At 37.3% G+C, this 18,231-nt stretch carries 17 protein-coding genes; 10 read left to right on the top strand and 7 right to left on the bottom strand.

Going from position 1 to position 18,231, the window contains the following annotated elements; genetic code table 11:
• Nucleotides 1-39: 39 nt before the first annotated feature.
• Complete coding sequence (locus ACYQ73_RS00685) at nucleotides 40-1,209, bottom strand: PucR family transcriptional regulator (RefSeq protein WP_460010689.1); 1,170 nt, start codon at nucleotides 1,207-1,209, stop codon at nucleotides 40-42.
• A 138-nt stretch (nucleotides 1,210-1,347) separates the two neighbouring features.
• Here ACYQ73_RS00685 and ACYQ73_RS00680 point away from each other — a divergent pair, with 138 nt between their 5' ends.
• From ACYQ73_RS00680 to ACYQ73_RS00670, 3 genes are all read left to right on the top strand, one after another.
• On the top strand, nucleotides 1,348-2,592 hold the full coding sequence (locus ACYQ73_RS00680; RefSeq protein WP_460010688.1) for an allantoate amidohydrolase: 1,245 nt from the start codon (nucleotides 1,348-1,350) through the stop codon (nucleotides 2,590-2,592).
• Nucleotides 2,593-2,658: 66 nt separating this feature from the next.
• Nucleotides 2,659-4,062 carry a dihydropyrimidinase gene (gene hydA, locus ACYQ73_RS00675; protein WP_460010687.1) on the top strand — a complete coding sequence of 468 codons (1,404 nt, stop codon included), beginning with the start codon at nucleotides 2,659-2,661 and terminating at the stop codon, nucleotides 4,060-4,062.
• Nucleotides 4,063-4,087: 25 nt separating this feature from the next.
• Nucleotides 4,088-4,267, top strand: coding sequence for a hypothetical protein (locus ACYQ73_RS00670; RefSeq protein WP_460010686.1), 180 nt, complete (start codon nucleotides 4,088-4,090; stop codon nucleotides 4,265-4,267).
• Here ACYQ73_RS00670 and ACYQ73_RS00665 read toward each other — a convergent pair.
• Entirely contained in the window at nucleotides 4,255-4,449 is a 195-nt protein-coding gene (locus ACYQ73_RS00665) for a hypothetical protein (protein WP_460010685.1), read from the bottom strand. The two genes, ACYQ73_RS00670 and ACYQ73_RS00665, sit on opposite strands and share 13 nt — an antisense overlap.
• 106 nt (nucleotides 4,450-4,555) lie before the next feature.
• Here ACYQ73_RS00665 and ACYQ73_RS00660 point away from each other — a divergent pair, with 106 nt between their 5' ends.
• From ACYQ73_RS00660 to ACYQ73_RS00645, 4 genes are all read left to right on the top strand, one after another.
• Nucleotides 4,556-5,938 (top strand): NAD(P)-dependent oxidoreductase, encoded by a 1,383-nt coding sequence (locus tag ACYQ73_RS00660; protein WP_460010684.1) that lies wholly within the window; start codon nucleotides 4,556-4,558, stop codon nucleotides 5,936-5,938.
• 226 nt (nucleotides 5,939-6,164) lie between these two features.
• A complete protein-coding gene (gene preA / locus ACYQ73_RS00655; protein WP_460010683.1) occupies nucleotides 6,165-7,427 on the top strand; it encodes an NAD-dependent dihydropyrimidine dehydrogenase subunit PreA in 1,263 nt (420 codons plus the stop codon).
• A gap of 197 nt (nucleotides 7,428-7,624) precedes the next feature.
• On the top strand, nucleotides 7,625-9,145 hold the full coding sequence (locus ACYQ73_RS00650) for an NCS1 family transporter (protein ID WP_460010682.1): 1,521 nt from the start codon (nucleotides 7,625-7,627) through the stop codon (nucleotides 9,143-9,145).
• A 223-nt stretch (nucleotides 9,146-9,368) separates the two neighbouring features.
• Complete coding sequence (locus ACYQ73_RS00645; protein WP_460010681.1) at nucleotides 9,369-9,578, top strand: hypothetical protein; 210 nt, start codon at nucleotides 9,369-9,371, stop codon at nucleotides 9,576-9,578.
• Nucleotides 9,579-9,642: 64 nt separating this feature from the next.
• Here the strand turns inward: ACYQ73_RS00645 and ACYQ73_RS00640 are convergent, their stop codons facing one another.
• Nucleotides 9,643-9,771, bottom strand: coding sequence for a hypothetical protein (locus ACYQ73_RS00640; protein ID WP_460010680.1), 129 nt, complete (start codon nucleotides 9,769-9,771; stop codon nucleotides 9,643-9,645).
• 175 nt (nucleotides 9,772-9,946) lie between these two features.
• Here ACYQ73_RS00640 and ACYQ73_RS00635 point away from each other — a divergent pair, with 175 nt between their 5' ends.
• A complete protein-coding gene (locus ACYQ73_RS00635) occupies nucleotides 9,947-11,311 on the top strand; it encodes an amino acid permease (RefSeq protein WP_460010679.1) in 1,365 nt (454 codons plus the stop codon).
• A gap of 398 nt (nucleotides 11,312-11,709) precedes the next feature.
• On the opposite strand, the gene pgeF is transcribed toward ACYQ73_RS00635, so the two are convergent.
• Nucleotides 11,710-12,474 carry a peptidoglycan editing factor PgeF gene (pgeF, locus tag ACYQ73_RS00630; RefSeq protein ID WP_460010678.1) on the bottom strand — a complete coding sequence of 255 codons (765 nt, stop codon included), beginning with the start codon at nucleotides 12,472-12,474 and terminating at the stop codon, nucleotides 11,710-11,712.
• Nucleotides 12,475-12,617: 143 nt separating this feature from the next.
• On the opposite strand from pgeF, the gene ACYQ73_RS00625 reads away from it, so the two are divergent.
• Together ACYQ73_RS00625 and ACYQ73_RS00620 are read left to right on the top strand one after the other, a co-directional pair.
• Nucleotides 12,618-13,271, top strand: a complete 654-nt coding sequence (locus tag ACYQ73_RS00625; protein WP_460010677.1) for a transmembrane-type terpene cyclase — start codon at nucleotides 12,618-12,620, stop codon at nucleotides 13,269-13,271.
• Between the two features lie 229 nt (nucleotides 13,272-13,500).
• The gene (locus ACYQ73_RS00620) at nucleotides 13,501-14,487 is read left to right on the top strand and encodes a VanW family protein (RefSeq protein ID WP_460010676.1); all 987 of its coding nucleotides are present in this window, start codon (nucleotides 13,501-13,503) and stop codon (nucleotides 14,485-14,487) included.
• 413 nt (nucleotides 14,488-14,900) lie between these two features.
• On the opposite strand, the gene ACYQ73_RS00615 is transcribed toward ACYQ73_RS00620, so the two are convergent.
• From ACYQ73_RS00615 to ACYQ73_RS00605, 3 genes are all read right to left on the bottom strand, one after another.
• Nucleotides 14,901-15,518 carry an HAD hydrolase-like protein gene (locus ACYQ73_RS00615; RefSeq protein ID WP_460010675.1) on the bottom strand — a complete coding sequence of 206 codons (618 nt, stop codon included), beginning with the start codon at nucleotides 15,516-15,518 and terminating at the stop codon, nucleotides 14,901-14,903.
• A gap of 315 nt (nucleotides 15,519-15,833) precedes the next feature.
• Entirely contained in the window at nucleotides 15,834-16,610 is a 777-nt protein-coding gene (locus ACYQ73_RS00610) for a YibE/F family protein (RefSeq protein WP_460010674.1), read from the bottom strand.
• The gene (locus ACYQ73_RS00605; RefSeq protein WP_460011494.1) at nucleotides 16,610-17,725 is read right to left on the bottom strand and encodes a YibE/F family protein; all 1,116 of its coding nucleotides are present in this window, start codon (nucleotides 17,723-17,725) and stop codon (nucleotides 16,610-16,612) included. The genes ACYQ73_RS00610 and ACYQ73_RS00605 overlap by 1 nt, the downstream gene beginning before the upstream one ends.
• Nucleotides 17,726-18,231 lie beyond the last annotated feature (506 nt).

The raw sequence follows: 18,231 nt of genomic DNA, 5'->3' as shown, positions 1-18,231 counted from the left end.
AATTTGGATTTAAGAAGGGAAATCTTATGGTGATAAAATTTATTGATGCGTCAACACATCCTCAATCAAAAATGCAATATAGAGATTTGTTTTTGTAAATGGGTTACTTAAGTCCATATCTAATAGCGTTTCTATTTTTTTAATTTTATAAAGTACGGTGTTGCGATGAATAAACAGACGCTCACTAATCCTACGGGTACTTCCATTTTCATCGAGATAAATGCGTAGAAATTGTACATAATCAGAGTTGTGCAATTCATCATAGCGATAAAGCTGACCTAAGATGTCTTGGCTATATGATTTGATTAATGTTTGATTTTGCACGGCCATGATAATTTTGTACGCACCAATTTCTTTATATTTATATAGGAAGCGATTGTTATGAAGCTTTGCTAATTGGATTACTGTTAGTGATTCATCATAGCTTTTGCGAACATTTTCAAGCTCTTTATGATAATTTCCTTTACCAATGATAATATCCAAGTAACCATTTTTTTGCGTAATTTTGTCGTAAATTTCTTCAACAACTTTTGAGAAGGGAGTATTGGGTGTATTGATTTGTGCTTTGTCGATTAAAAAGACGAGGTGATTTTTATGCTTTAGTTTTAAGAAGCGTTTATATCTATTTTGAAAGGCAAATTGGATCATGACCTCGTAGCGGTCAATATTAGTTTGTGCACCATTTGTTGTACATGAAATAATGGCTAGTTCTCTACCTTGTGGAAAACCTAGTAGTGCTAATTGATCTTTAATATAGTTGGAGTTTTGTTTGTAGTGAAAAAGTAAGTTATAAAGAACCTTTTCTTCGATAGAAAGCTCTTGATGGTGATTGGCGATAAATTGAAATGTTGTTTTTAATAGATCGGCTATTCGATAATTCCATGGCATGTGAAAAATAGGGAAATCATGTTCATTGGCAAAAGAGATGACTGATTCTGGTATATTTGGAATATATGGTCCTGTATTAATAATGAAACCTGCTACCTTTTTAGTGAAAGCTAGTTTAACAAGTTGCTCTAAGGAATCTCCATCAGAAGATAAATTAATACCTGTAGTCACGACTAATTCATTAGGTCTACAAAACATAATTAAATCGATGCTTTCTACTACGTTAATCCCTGTAACTCTTCGATACGTTCCGTTATGTCCAGCTACTAATGTTAGCATTGGGAATTGAACTCCCTCTACAATTTTGCGAATTGTCCCCATTTTCTCCCCCCTTATTATGAACATAACTTACCATATATTATGTGCAGATGCACATATTTTTTTAGTTTGCTATCTATATCTCATAATTTTTATCTTTTATAGAATGTGTATAACTACTGTGAAAGAGAGGACTTGCATATGTATAAGTGTAATAGTAGACGATTGCAAGAGTTAATTGAACAATTTAGTCAATTTGGAGCTACTGAAAATGGTGGCGTAACTCGTTTGTCTCTTTCGAATGAGGATGTATTAGCAAGAAACTATTTTTGTGAGTGTTGTGATGAATTAGGGATGGACATCAAAATCGATGATATGGGTAATATTTATGCCATTTTACCTGGGAAAAAGGATGTTCCACCAATTGTTATGGGGTCGCATTTAGATTCTGTTGAAAAGGGTGGGAAATTTGATGGTGTATTAGGCGTTTTAACGGCTATTGAGGCTATTAGAACGTTAAAAGAAAACGAGATTGAGCTAGATATCCCGATAATGATTGTGAATTTTACGAATGAAGAAGGTGCTCGTTTTGATCCAGCAATGATGAGCTCTGGGGTTATTTCAGCGAAATTTGATAAAGAAAAAATGCTACAATCTATCGATAAAAATGGTACTAGTTTCAAAGAAGCACTGCAAGCAAGTGGCTATGAGGGAGATCAAGAAAATCGTTTAAAGGAAGCCCTTGCTTATATCGAATTGCATATCGAACAAGGGCCTGTTCTAGAGGCGAAGCAGTTGGAAATTGGCGTTGTTGAAGGTGTATTAGGTATGGTGTGCTATGAAATTACGGTTTCAGGGCAGTCCAATCATGCTGGAACGACACCGATGACAATGCGTCAAGATCCGATAATCGTAACTTCAAAAATCATTACGTATTTACATGAAGAGCTCGGAAAAATTGATGAACAGTTAGTGTTTACCTTTGGCCGAATGAATGTTTCACCAAATATTCATACCGTAATACCGAACAATGTGACATTTACGATAGATTCACGTCATCAAAAACCAGAGATTATGCAAAAGGTAGAGGACATACTGAATAATCTTCCTACAGAGGATATGGGCTGTAGCATTAAGCCAGTTAAGCTATGGGGTAGAGATACAGTCTATTTTGAACCTTATATTTGTAATGAAGTGGAAAGGGCTTGTCAGAGCTTCGGCTATACTGCTCATCGAATGTTTAGCGGGGCAGGGCATGATGCGCAATATATTGCAAGCATTGTTCCATCAGCGATGATTTTCGTACCAAGTATTAATGGTAAAAGTCATTGTGAGGAAGAGGAAACAACATTTGAGGATTGTGCGAAAGGAGCAGATGTATTACTTGAAACAGTGTTGACGCTGCAAACAAAGTTCAGTATGGGGGAGACATACACGTTTCATTAAAGTAGGTTTTCCTAACATTTATTATGATTGAGCATTCTCCATTATTTTACGAAGGGTGAGGGCAGAATGAAAAAAATTATTAAAGGTGGACGAGTAGCGACAGCTGCAGATGTTTATGAGGCAGATATTTTAATTGAAAACGGAAAAATTGTTCAAATTGGCAAAAATCTATCCGACATTGGGGCAGAAGTTATTGATGCAACAGGTAAATATGTGATGCCAGGAGGAATTGATCCGCATACACATTTAGATATGCCATTTAACAATACTGTGACTGATGATGATTGGAAATCTGGTACCATTGCAGCAGCTTTCGGTGGAACAACTACTATTTTGGATTTCTGCTTAACGGCTGGCGAGGATAAACTTTCAACTGCAGTTGAAAAGTGGCATGACAAGGCAAAAGGGAAATCGGCTATCGACTATGGATTCCATTTAATGATTGGTGATTTAACCCCTGAAACAGAAGCCGAATTGCCGCAAATCTTAGAGCAAGAGGGCATTACTTCTGTCAAAGTATTTATGGCTTATGCGAAAGAATTTCAAGCCTCAGACCGCACCCTTTTTAAAGCTTTTAAAATAGCGAAAGACCTAGGTGCTGTTGTTATGGTGCACTGTGAAAATGGTTCTGTTATTGATGAGCTTGTAGAAGAGGCGCGACGTGCAGGTCATAAGGAGCCGATTTATCATGCGCTCACTCGTCCAGCTGAATTAGAAGGCGAAGCGACAAAACGTGCGATTGAGTTAGCCCATATTGCTGGCGCTACTCTTTATGTTGTACATGTAACTTGTAAAGAGGCAGTAGATGAGATTATTGCTGCGCGTGAAAAAGGTTATGACGTTTATGGTGAAACATGTCCACCATATTTAACTTTGGATCAATCTGCTTTAGCACAACCAGGTTTTGAGGGTGCAAAATATGTTTGGTCCCCACCACTTCGACCGAAATACCATCAGGATCATTTATGGAATGCTCTAAAAGCAAAACAACTACAAACAATTGGCTCTGACCAATGCTCATTTAGTTTTAAGGGTAAAAAGCAGTTAGGAATAAATGATTTTTCTAAAATTCCTAACGGTGGGCCTTTTATTGAAGATCGCTTCAGTATTTTATATTCAGAAGGTGTAGCAAAAGGAAAAATTTCTATCAATGAGTTTGTCGATATGATTTCCACAAGCGCAGCAAAAATATTTGGTTTATTCCCACAAAAAGGAACGATTGCAATCGGTTCTGATGCCGATATTGTTATTTTTGATCCAGTGGTAAAACGAGAAATTTCGGCGAAAACACATCATATGAACGTGGATTATAATCCATATGAGGGATGGGAAGTAACAGGTGAACCAATAAGCGTACTCGTACGTGGAGAATATGTCATTAAAAATAAAGAATTTGTTGGTGTACTAGGTAGCGGGCAATATATAAAACGTGCATTAAAAACAACGACTGCAGAAGCACTAAACATTTAGTTTGTATTATGACCGATTGCTTTGGATGGAGAACAGAGCAATCGGTCTCGTAATATCTTCATTTAGCTACAGTGGACTAACTACCTCTATAGGTGGTGGGATGGATGTTGAATGTGGCTCTTTTTTCAATGGTGTAATTAATAAGGCTCATCACCAAAAGTTGTGGATGACATATGTTCAAACGTATGCCATTTATATAGGTTGATTGGAGTGGAGGCTGGCGACTCCTTGGGGATCAGCAATAGAGGAACGAAGGCTAAAACCATCACGTCCTGTGATAACGCCTTCGTGACCAACATCGTGTTGGCCCGAGACCCTGCAGCGCAGCGGATGTTTTCTGTGCGAAAGCGTAGTGCTAAGGTAGCGGCAGCAATAAAAGCGGCTCATCAGACGCCCCCAGGAAAGCGCCCAGCCGGAACGGAAATCAACCACACGTTATGGTGACGAGCCATGATAAGAAGGAAAAAAATGAACACATGAGGGGGATGTGGAAATGGCTTCGAATCAAGAAAATACAATGTCCCAACAGTTAACACGTAATTTTATGGAATTGACAAGCAGAATGACAAAGAATGAAGCAATAGAGGAATCCAATCGTTGCCTTTATTGCTACGATGCACCGTGTATTAAAGCCTGTCCAACGAGTATTCAAATCCCGAATTTCATAAAAAAAATTGCTTCTGGTAATATGAAGGGCTCTGCTACGACTATATTAGAAGCAAATCCAATTGGTGCAAGCTGTGCAAGGGTTTGTCCAACGGAGGAACTATGTGAAGGGGCGTGTGTGTTAAATTCCTCAACAAAGCCAATTAAAATCGGAGAGCTACAGCGCTATGCAACAGATTGGGCAATGTCAACGAGTGCTCAGCTATTTAAGCAAGGGCAAAGCAATGGACAGAAGGTAGCGATTATTGGTGCAGGTCCTGCTGGTTTATCGGCTGCGCGTGAATTAAGTCGATTTGGTTATCAGGTCACTATTTATGAAGCTGAAGCGAAAGCAGGTGGCTTAGGGAGCTTTGGTATAGTATCGTTCCGTTTACCAAATGAAGTCGTTGATTGGGAAATTGAACAAATCGAAAAGCTTGGAGTGGAAATCAAAACAAACACAACTGTCGGTGTAGATATTTCTGCTGAAGAAATTTTGGAGCAATATGACAGTGTTATTTTAGCAGTTGGTATGGGAGCTGTGCCGAATCTGGGCATTGATGGAGAAGATTTAGACGGTGTACATGATGCGATAGAGTTTGTCAGAAAGACAAAAATGGGACCGCTTACAAAAGGTATTGTTGGAAAGCGGGTGGCTGTCATTGGTGCGGGAAATACCGCGATTGACGGTGCTACATGTGCAGTGCGCTTAGGTGCTGACAATGTTCAAATTCTTTATAGAAGAACACAAAAGGAAATGACGGCGTACAAATTTGAATATGAATTTGCCAAGCAGGATAATGTGGAGTTTAAGTGGTTAACAGCACCGAAAAAAATTATTGGCAATGAGTCAGGTGAGGTCAAAGGCATTGAATGTGTGAAAATGAGGCTCGGTGAAGCGGGTGCTGATGGTCGTCAAAGACCAGAGGAGATTAAGGGGTCCAATTTTATTATTGAAGTGGATGCTGTTATTAAGGCAATCGGGCAAACACGTTTTGTGTCATTGATTGAAGCTTTTGGCTTACAGCACACAAATGGTGTTGTTGATATTGATGAAACGACAATGCGAACTTCGAATGACAAAGTATTTGCATGTGGAGATGTCGTCTTCGGAAATGGCCAGGGCGAGGCGATGGTTGTAACCGCTGTACAGCAAGGAAAAGACGCAGCATACAAAATCCATGAACGTTTAACTTCTTTCAGCGAAATGTCTTCTGTACCGAAAGCGTAGCGACAGGTACACAAGTCTCCCACCTCTATAGGTGGTGAGATGAACATAGATTTAAGCTACTTTTCAGCAGGTGTCCAAACACCCGCTGAAAGAAGTTAAAGCCTCCGGCGGATGTCACAGAATCGGAAAGGAATTCTTTGTGCAAGCACAAAGCCGATTCTGGACGCAATTATGCCGAGGCATAATTGATAAAAACCAAGTGAGATTGCATAAAGGGGGAACTACTATGGCAGACTTACGCATTGACTTAGCGGGCATCAAATCGCCGAATCCATTTTGGCTTGCATCAGCACCACCAACGAATTCAGGTTATCAAGTACAACGTGCATTTGAAGCGGGGTGGGGCGGTGCTGTATGGAAAACATTGGGGGATCCGATTTTAAATGTTTCTTCACGCTTTGCAGCTGTTAGCTTTAACGGACAAAGAGTAGCTGGCTTCAATAATATTGAATTGATTACGGATCGTCCGTTAGAAGTAAATTTACGAGAAATTTATGAAACGAAAAAAAGGTTTCCGCATCACGCAATTATCGCTTCCTTAATGGTGGAGCCAAAGCAAGAAAAGTGGCATGAGATTGTAAAACGAGTAGAAGATGTAGGGGTTGATGGTCTTGAGCTTAACTTTGGTTGTCCACATGGGATGGCGGAACGAGGAATGGGATCTGCCTCTGGTCAAGTACCTGAGTTAGTGGAAAAGCAAACGTACTGGGTGAAAGAGGCTGCGAAAACCCCAGTAATTGTGAAGTTAACACCGAACATTACCGATATTACGGTAACGGCAGAAGCGGCTACAAGAGGTGGAGCAGATGCCATTAGTATGATTAATACAATTAACAGCTTAGCTGGTGTCGACCTAGATACATGGAATACAGTACCTCATGTAGCAGGAAAGGGTGCACATGGTGGCTATTGCGGTCCTGCCGTTAAACCAATTGCACTCAATATGGTTGCGGAGTGTGCTCGTAATCCATTAATCAATGTTCCTATTTCGGGCATTGGTGGTATTTCCAACTGGCAAGATGCTGCCGAGTTTATATTAATGGGAGCTACTGGCGTGCAGGTTTGTACAGCAGCAATGCATCATGGCTTTAGTATTGTTGAGGATATGATTGATGGACTCAATAACTATTTAGACGATAAAGGCATTGCCTCTGTCATGGATTTAGTAGGTCGCTCAGTTTCTAGATATTCCAATTGGGGTGACCTGGACTTAAATTATAAAATCGTGGCTGAAATTAATAATGATGTTTGCATTAACTGTAACAAGTGCCATATTGCATGTGAGGATACATCGCATCAATGTATCGATTTATATTCAGAAGATGGCCGCCCAATGCTGAAAGTGCGGGAAGAGGATTGTGTAGGCTGTAATTTATGCTCAATCGTTTGTCCTGTAGATGGTGCTATTACAATGGTTGAACGCAAATCTACAGTTCCACCAATGACTTGGAATGAACGTCAATCTCTAATTAGCAGTCTAGCTAAGTAAAAAGTCTAAAATCAATTTCGCCTTGGTGTAATTGTGTTTGGAGACTTAATCTATATTAGTTTCACTACCTTCTAATGTGTTAGTAATTTGTCGAATGAAGATAAACTGAAATTCCACCTTCCTTTAGCATTTTCGTGAAGGAAGGAATAACCTCATGTAAGTTGTCACGGAAATTTGATAAAAGAAGGAGAGATTATATGGAACGTGATGGGAATTATTTAAAATCCCCGGATTTACTTCCAGTGACACATCAACAAAGAAATATTGGAACATTTGGTTTTGCAGTAATTTGGATAGGGATGGCAATTGTATTAGCGGCTTTTGCAATCGGTGGCTCGGCAATCATGAGCTTACCATTGCCAATGGTGATTTTAGCAACGTTGATTGGCTCTTGTCTAATTGGGGTATTTATGACGTTAATTGGAGATATTGGCATTGAACATGGCTTATCTTTCCCAGTATATATGCGTGCTCCGTTCGGTACATTTGGCACACATATCCCGTCACTTGTACGCGGTGTAACGGCTGCATGTTGGTTCGGTCTGAACACTTATTTTGGAGCATTAGCGATAAACGGCATTTTGAATTTACTTTTTAGTTTTGATAATTGGTTTATCTGTTTCATTGTCTTTGCAGCACTTCAATTATTTAATACATCACTTGGGATTAAATCTATTGAACGTTTTGCAGATTTGGCAGCGCCAGTTATTATTTTAATTTCCTGTTGGATGTATTATACACTGGCAGATCATGCAGTAGCTCAAGGGAAAAATATTTGGACGTGGGTGGAATCGCCGACAACTGGATTTACAGCCTTCACTGCATTTATGGTAGTGATTATGGCGAATATGGGATTTTGGGCGACACTAGCAGCCGATATGCCTTCACTTTCAAGGTTCTTTAAAGCACCGAAAAATGAACGCAATTGGTTCAAACGTAATAAAACACAGCTAGTTGGCTCATTAATCGTCATGCCGATTACAAATACTTTCATTGTGACAATTGGTGCTGTGTGCTATATGGCTGTTGCCTCTGCTGATCCTATCAATGCTTTACAACAAAGTGCAAGCGGTTTTATTTTAGGCATTTTATTGTTAATGATTGTATTAGCACAGTGGTCAACGAACACCTCTGCAAATGTTATCCCAGCTGCAACGATCTTCTCAAATATCGGTGGGCCAAAAGTGCCGTTTTGGGTTGGGGTTGTTATTGCAGGAATCATTGGTATTCTAGCACAACCTTGGAGCTTATTTGATGTGTTAGTTAATGCACTATTAATTATTGGGGGAATTTTAACAGCCATCGTTGGTATTTTATATGCTGATTATTATTTAATCCGTAAGCGTCGCGTGCATGTCAAAGCACTGTATGAATTAGATGGCCAATTTAAATATTGGAATGGATTTAACTTAGCTGGTTTAATCGCTTGGATTATCGGTGGTGCAGTGGCAAATATTTTCTCTACTTATTCTTCGTTAGTAGGGTTCTTTGTAGGGGCACTTGTATATTATGTATTAGCGAAGTACTGGTGGTTCAAAAAATACCCTCAAGCTGAGCTAGAAGATCCATGTGATACAAAATATTTAGGGATTACAGCTGGTCACAATTTGGATGAACTATTTGGACAGCAACAAACGCCAGCTCCTACTGTTGTCCCAGATGAGAATGATGTCGTTGAACAACCAGATCCGCTGTTAGATATAAAAGGTGCTGAATAAAGTGAAACTTTAATCAGTGGGGGTTCATTCCACTGATAATTAGTCTTCAACATTCGGGCTTTTACGGGCAGTTCACTCCTTTACTTTCGCTGAATTTGTAGGTGGGAGTATTGTACCTGACTCTTCGCTTTCGGTACAGATAAATTACTGCCCGTTATAGCTGGATGCACTAAACACAAAACGTGTTTTCAAGCGGTTGATAACGGAAAGGTGGAGTGTTAGCATGTCAGAATATCAACAAAGCACAGAGGAAATAAAAAAAGTGGATCATTATTTAGATAGCGGCTTTAAAATCAAATATGTTTATGAAAATCTAAGTGGGATGTTTGTAGAATTTGCGCGTCAAGAAGAGGTAGTTCTGCTGCAAATTCTAACAGCAGATGCACGCAAATATTTCTCTGCAAAGCTCCAAGAACAGACGTTATTACAGTAACCAAGTAGACTCTATTCCATTCAATGGAATAGAGTTTTTTTACGTAATCAAATACGCTTTTACGCTAAGTTGATTCGTTTAATGCTAAAGTGACGGATAGAACCGCCAAAATGATGGATAGACCCATCAAAGTGACGGATAGAACGGCCAAAATGATGGATAGACCCATCGAAGTGACGGATAGAATCTCCAAAATGATGGATAGAACCACCAAATTGACATATAGAACACCAAAATGCTCAGAATCCTTGTCTTATTATTGCAATAATCGTGTTTTTCCTAAAAATACAATTGTGTTTTTCAATAGAATTTATTATTATTATAAGATAATTCATCGTAGAAAGAACTTCAGAAAGAGGCGTAACTTAGTGGCGAATAAAGAATTAAAAAGGGGATTAGATGCACGGCATATTCAAATGATTGCTCTTGGAGGTACTATTGGCGTGGGCTTGTTTATGGGCTCTGCTAACGCCATCCAATGGACAGGGCCATCCGTGCTCCTTGCATATGCTATAGCAGGTATTTTTATTTTTTTCATTATGCGAGCAATGGGAGAAATGCTGTACATGGAGCCAAGTACAGGTTCCTTTGCAACGTTTGGCTATAAATATATACACCCATTAGCCGGTTATTTAACGGCATGGAGTAACTGGTTTCAGTGGGTCATTGTTGGGATGTCAGAGATTATAGCAGTAGGAACATATATGCAATACTGGTATCCTGATTTACCAGCATGGATTCCAGGTTTAATTGCAATGGTGATTTTAGGCGTTGCCAACTTTATTTCTGTTAAAACGTTTGGAGAATTTGAGTTTTGGTTTGCCATGATTAAAATTGTGACGATTGTTTTAATGATCGTTGCAGGCTTTGGTCTTATCTTCTTTGGTATTGGTAACGAAGGTGTGGCAATTGGATTATCGAACCTTTGGAATCATGGAGGCTTCTTTACAGGTGGTTGGACAGGCTTCTTCTTTGCGTTATCATTAGTAGTTGCAGCCTATCAAGGCGTTGAGCTTATTGGGATTACGGCAGGGGAAGCGAAAAATCCTCAAAAAACAATTACGAACGCGATTCAAAGTATTATTTGGCGTATTTTAATATTTTATATCGGTGCAATCTTTGTCATTGTAACAGTTTATCCGTGGGATGAATTAGGTACGATTGGTAGCCCATTTGTTGCAACTTTTGCAAAGGTTGGAATTACCTCTGCAGCAGGAATTATTAATTTTGTTGTCATTACAGCAGCAATGTCAGGCTGTAATAGTGGTATTTATAGTGCGGGACGTATGCTGTATACGCTTGCCATGAATGGGCAGGCACCTAAATTTTTTGCGAAGCTTTCTAATAATGGTGTTCCTATTTTCGGCACAGTAGGCGTGCTAGTTGGTTTGGTCATCGGTGTTATTCTAAGCTATATAGCGCCAAAGAATTTATTTGTATATGTATATAGTGCAAGTGTATTACCTGGGATGATTCCTTGGTTTGTGATTTTAATAAGTCAAATACGATTTAGAAAAATAAAAGGTGAACAACTGTCAAAGCACCCATTCAAAATGCCCTTTGCACCATTTACAAACTATATAACGATTGCCTTTTTAGTAATGGTGCTTATCGGTATGTGGTTTAATGATGATACTAGAGTTTCTCTCATCGTGGGAATTATTTTCTTAGCTCTTGTTATCATTAGCTATTATGTTTTTAGAATTGGAAAAGAACGTCCGGTTAATAAATAATTAAATGTTAAAAGGGTGTATTTCTACTATGAGATACATCCTTTTTGCTTTTGTAACAAAGGATTTGGCTCATTTTGCCGCAACTATAAAAAAGGGACAAAAGAGTAAATAATGCGTCTCCATAAACAAAGGTTGATTTTCACTCCGAGTTGGCGCTTTCGCGGGCTTGGCTTAATTTCTTTTAATGGGTGTCCAAACACCTGTACCTGTCGCTACGCTTTCGGTTCAAAAGACATGTGCTGAAATATAGGAACTCAGTCTAAGAACGCCACGTTTCTCTAAATTAACAAAACACGATAAAAAGAAAAACCGAACTTTTCCTAAACACTTCATGAGAGTTTCATTGGATAGTTCGGTATTTTTGTTGGCTGAAACGCATTTGTCCCAGCCTCTTTTAACTATTGTTCTTTTCGCATAATAAAGCTTAAATGTCTGCCAACCTGTTTATCTTGTCGGTAGGAAAAACCATCTGGGCTAAGGAATGTGCACGTTGTATCAATCAAAATCTGATCAGCAGGGATACCTGCAAGCTCACATTGCTTTTTCACAGTTTGTTGATTATCGATATGATATTTATTTGTTTGTGCATTGTAATACATAAAGTCCTCAGCATAGCCTAGGTTGTGGAATTTTTCATAGACATCTGTATCCACCTCAAATTTCTCCTGACTAAGTGCCATACCGATTTGTACGTGAAAATCTTGTGGATTACATTGTTCATTTTTTGTCAAATGTTGGAAAAGTCTTGGTGTGACTTCCTTAACTGTGCCTTGCCATCCTGAATGTACTACGCCAATAAGGCCATTAACTTCATTATAAAAAATGACAGGTACGCAATCTGCTGTAAAACTACATAAAAGTAAATTCGGTTCTAATGTATAAAGTGCATCGGTATTACTAATGGCAGTGTCCATTTGCTCTGCGCCGCGTCCTTTATCAGAAATCGTGACTTTATGGAAATTAGCACTATGTGTTTGCTGTGTGCAAATAAAATTATTTAAGTCACATTCTAAAGTAGCTGCTAATTTTTTTCGATTGCTTAACACATCTGCCTCATTCACACATGTATGCAGTGCCATATTGTTATGTTCTAGCTCAATGTCATCCTTTAAGGTAGTGCCTGCGATAAATTGTTCGTTATCAAAATAAATTTTATTTTTCATATCATCACCTCGTCTTACTATATATGATTGGTTAATGAATGTATAGGCGCTTACTCTTATGATTTTTAAGATCTTGAGTATTTACATATCCTTTCTACTTTCTTTTGACATAAAGAATAGATTTCATCATATAGTATGGAAAAATGATAATTAGAGGGAAGGAGTTTGTAAATATTCATCAAGAAAAATTCATATTGATCAGCCAATTCGGCATGTGGCTATTTTGGATTATTACATATATATTAATCATCAAACAAGGAATAAAGGATAAGAAATATGGGATGCCTATGGCCGCAATTTGTGCCAATATTTCATGGGAATTTATTTTTTCATTTATGTATCCACTAAATGACTTGCAAAGGATCCTTACTTTCCTATGGTTTCTTTTGGATATCTTCATTTTGATGCAATTTTTACTTTATGGTTATAAGGAGTATAAAAAAATTATTCCGAGAAAGGTATTTTATACATCTTTTTTCATAACACTCGTAGTAAGCTTTCTCACGATTTTAGCGATGATGCATGAATTCGAAGATATGGCCGGCATATATGCAGCATTTTTCCAAAATCTGATGATGTCAGGGCTTTTTATTGCCTTATTCATACAAAGAGGGAACTTAAGTGGACAATCAATGGGCATAGCCATTTGTAAAATGATCGGTACTGTGTTTGCAGCAGTTTGCTTCTATTTGTATTTTAGAACACCATTGATTACTATCATTTCGCTTGCAATCTTTATTTATGATTGGATTTATATAGTATTGATCTATAGGTTTAGTGTGAAATATGCAAAATAATAAAATTGATAAAGGGATGTTCTGTACCCTGCATCTATAAAAAACAGCGCTCTACAATGTCATTCAACTTTGTAGAGTGTTTTTAACTTAAAAAGTTAAAGCCTCCGGACGCAATTATGTCGAGGCATAATTGATTTTATAAACAAATAAAAATGATGAAATGAAACACACTATCTGGAATACACGAATAAGATGTCTCTGTAGTATGACGATAGGGAAGGTGTTTTATTTGAAAAAGAAGTGGATAACCACACTAAGTATTATTTGTACGATTGGGCTAATTGGCTGTCAAGGGAAATCTGCGGATGAGAAAAAACAAGAACAACAAATTCAAGAGTCAGAGCATAAATCTGAAGATGTAAAAAAGCCTGTTACCTTTGAACAACAACAAGCAGAGTCAGTCGTTGTTGAAATAGTGGATCCTTCTACAAAAGCCATCGTACAAACAATTTCACCGCAAGAAATGGACTATGAACGTGACAGACAATCATATACAAAGCAAATTGAGCAATTAGCAAAAGATTTAGCGAGAGGGAATGAAAAAACAACCGGCTATGATAAACGTATGATACTCGATAAGCTGGACGATCAAGGAAAAATAATTAAAGGTAGTCCTTTAATTGTTTTAAAAGAAAGTGACTTAGTAGAGAGAATATTAGAAGCATCAGCAACTGGTGGTAAAGTGGAGATGCCTCTATCTTTTACAGAAAGCGGCTATAATTTTGAAGATATTCCTTATTTAGAAGACGTAGTTGTTGCATCCTATACAACCTACTTCAATACTCGTGATGTAGGAAGAAATAAAAATATTGAACTTTCGGCGAAGGCAATTAATAATGTTATCGTTGGAAGTGGAGATTATTTCTCCTTTAATACAGTCGTTGGACCAAGAGACGAAGTAAATGGTTATCAGCCTGCGCCAGAAATCATCAACAAAAAGGTTGTGATGGGCATTGGGGGAGGTATCTGTCAAACGTCCAGCACCTTATTTAACGCGGTTGATCAAATACCAGTCAAATTTGTAGAACGTCATCACCATTCTTTAGATGTCGGGTACGTTCCAAAAGGAAGAGACGCTACAGTTTCCTACGGTGGCTTAGATTTCAGATTTCAAAATACAACTAACGTACCTTTTTTAATTAAAGCTAGCTATAGTAAAAATTCTCTTACAATTGAGATAAGAACAGCAGAAAAATATGTAGCAATTTTGAAATAGCCATAGTATTGCTCTTTTGTAAAACGAGGAGTAGATTTCCGTTCCGACTAGGTGCTTTGTCGCTGACGCTTCGCTTTCGCGCTAACGTAGCGGCAACAGCAAATGTTTTCTGTGCGAAAGCATAGCGACAGCAACACGATGTTGGTCACGAAGGCGTTATCACAGGACGTGATTGTTTTAGCCTTCGTTCCTCTATCGCTAATCCCAAAGGAGTCGCCCAGTCTCCACTCCAATCAACCACTAAATATGTATCTTCAATCTGTTCCTCTAATAAAACGAAACTACAGCAATGTTTTTTATGTGCGAAAGTGAAGCGACAGTGGTATATCTGGGACCTTAAATTATTCCCACAATAATTGTTTTCAACAACAAGAGGATCATAGCCATTTTTTAATCGCTATGATCCTCTTAGTTTATATGATATTTAAAATCTCTTGTGGGGTAGCAACTTTGTACTCGGGTTCTTCTTGTTGTACAACATCAATAGCGTCATATCCCCAACTAACCCAAACAATGGGCACGCCCACTTTTTTGCAGGCTACAATATCTCTTTGCTCATCACCAATGTATAAAACTTCTGAAGGTGTAATGCCTGAGTCCTTTAAAAACTTTTTAATCACTTTATCCTTTCCAAAAATACGGTTTGAACAAAGAACATTTGACACACAATGAATACCGTTCATTTTTAGAAATTCTGAAATGTTCTCCTGTGAATTGGAAGAAATAATAAGGATTTTATAGCCCCTTTGATCAATTTCCGTAAGGACTTCTTTAATACCATCATAAAGATGAACATCATTTAATGACTGACGATATAAGCGGTAAAACTGTGGCAAAATCATGGGCAATTTATACATAGGGAAGTCGAATAATTTACTGCGCTCCGCTATAGATAATTTTTTCAATGATTCGATTTCCTTTAACTCTATTCCTTTAAATTTATATTTTTGCGCAATCGTATTCCAAGCTGATGCAAACACTGCTGTAGAATCTGCCAGTGTTCCATCAAAATCAAAAATAATATATTTCATAACAAACTTTCTCCTTTAATTATCTAGTTGTAAAGACGTTTTTTTCTTGAAAATGTTACTGCCTATTTTTAAAATAATGACATGATTATACAGAATATGTAACAGAGTATTATTAATAACCCCAGACGAATAAATTTTTTTACTAATGGATAAATATTTCTTTAAGTAAAGGGAGGTAAGGGGTGTTCTTTGGTAAATATTGTACCGAAAAATGCATCGAATTCAATAATGAAATCATCTGAAAATTTTTATGTAGTTGAATGGACAAAAAAGTACCTGTCATCCGTTGTTTGAGCTGGGTGACAGGTAGGAATACTATGAAGCATCTTGTGTTGTATCGCGTTTTTTTGTTAAATAATATGCATTTACCGAGGAAGTAATAGGAATGATAAGTGCGATTCCAATACCTGCGCAGAATATCATAATAAGTTCAGTGGCAAATACTTTTGAATTAATAATTTCACCAATTGAATAAGATAAATCTTTAAACCATATGAGCAAGCTTAAATATCCACCAAAGAAAGCGAAAAATAATGTATTTGTATCTGTACCTAAAATGTCCCTTCCGATGCTTAAACCTGATGTAAATAATTTTTTTCTGCTAATTAACGGATTATGATGAAGAATTTCATGCATGGAAGTAGCAATAGAAATGGCAACATCTAAAATGGCCCCAATCGTACTCATAATAATAACGGAAGCTCCAATTTGCACAAAATTGACACCAATATAAAGAGAAAATATGCTAATTTCTTCTGAGGATTCTTCCCCGAATCCTCGAATCATTGATTTCTCCGTTACAAAAACAATGAATAATAATAAAATTACAATCGTAATCATGGTAGAAATGAATGCAGTTACCGTTTTACTGCTCGTTTCATTAATAAAAAATAAGCTAATCCAGCTAATGACGGTACAGGCAATGAGCGTTAATAAAATCGGACTATTTTTCTGACTGGTCATTAAAAAGATAGTTATAAAGAGTACTCCAAAGTTTAAAAATAAAGATAGAAAAGATCGTACTCCTTTTTTTCCACCAATAACGATCATCAATATGAATAAAATGGCAGTTAACCATACTAATACATTCATTATTTTTCCCTCTTTCGATTAATGAAAAAAATAGAAGTGTATAAACTGATTGGAATTGTTAAGACCACACCTATTCCACCTGCTAGTGCCCTAGCTAATTCTAATGAAAGGTTCATGGAAAGTGTTTGCCCTAATGGATAAGAGTTTTTCAAATATAAAATCAACATAGGGATTGAGCCACAAATATAAACAAAAAACAAAATACTTGTAATCGTTCCCATAATGTCTTTCCCGATGTCCATCCCTGAGGTTTTCAGTGCTTGGTCAGAAATATTTTGGTTTTGCTCAAATAAAGCGAACATTGAAGAAGCCATTGTGATGGAGACATCCATTACAGCTCCTAGTGCTCCAATAAATAACCCAGCCATAAAAATCACTCGATAAGGTCGCGTTAAAAATTGCATCTCTTCATATCGAATTCCATTTTCGTTTGTGATCCACAGAACTAAAGCGCTAATCAATAACGAAATAAATGTTCCGATAAGTGTTGCAGCAATCCCTGCATATGTTTTTTCATTCAAGCCGTTAATGAGAATTAAAGAAATGACCGTAAATAAAAGAACACATACCCCGCTAATAAATATCAAATTTATATTAGATTGTATATATAAATCCAAAGCGTAGGATAAAACAAGAGAATTTACAATTAAACTGATGATTGAAAATAACCCTTGCCTTTTACCAACGATCAGCAAAGCAAAAATAAAAATCCACGCCACTATCAAGACAAACTGATCACGTTTCACGTCTAAAATAGCCCCAGTTAAATCCCCATTTTTGTTTGTATTTGCTTTAATGGAAACAAATAATTTATTCCCAACATGGTACTCTTGATCAAAGGCTCCAGATGCTGAATACTCATTTGTAAAATGAATAAGCTTACCTTTTTTTTCACCATTTTTTAATACAGCTGTAATTTGCTGAGTATATAAATGATCTTCATTTTCATACAAATCCGTTACAGGGTTTGATTCTTTTAATTCCGTTTTTATAACTTCCGCAATTGGACGATCATAAAATGCTTCGTTGTGATAAACGAAAAAAACAGAAGCGATAAAGCAAATTGCGATAAAGGTATAAAATATAACTTTGTTAAAAGATTTTTTTTTCAAGATGTTTTGCAATAAAAAAACCTCCAATGTGAGAAGGGAATCTAATCCTAGTCGTTGCGTTCATTGTTAACGTTGGCACGAACAATGACTCACAGTGTCACTATGAATTTTAATGTCAAGCGGATTAAAAAAGTGCCATTATAATGTAACGTGCTAATTGAATAGAGGTTCCTTAATAAGTAGCTTTTAGCTTACTTAGTTTTAGCATATTTAAATTATTGTTATTCATTGTGTAAGTATATATTAATTTATTCGCTTTAGATCAATAGTATGGTTATTAGCAGTGTCTTAGGGAAATATAGACAACTTAGCATATGAAGGAAGCGGTAAAATACAGAAGAGGGGTTCGAGGGATGCAGTCGCCCCAGGACCGATTTGGATGCCATTAACTGTCTCTAGGTATCCAACGGTTGTCAAATACGTCAATAAAACGAGCGGGGCATGCGCCTACCTATATTTAGCCCCCGATGACTCATCCTTCGTTATTGGTCAAGTACTACATGTGGATG

Source organism: Lysinibacillus sp. CTST325, assembly GCF_054665055.1.
Note: the sequence above shows the minus strand (reverse complement) of the source record. Positions and strands in the feature narration are given on the sequence as shown.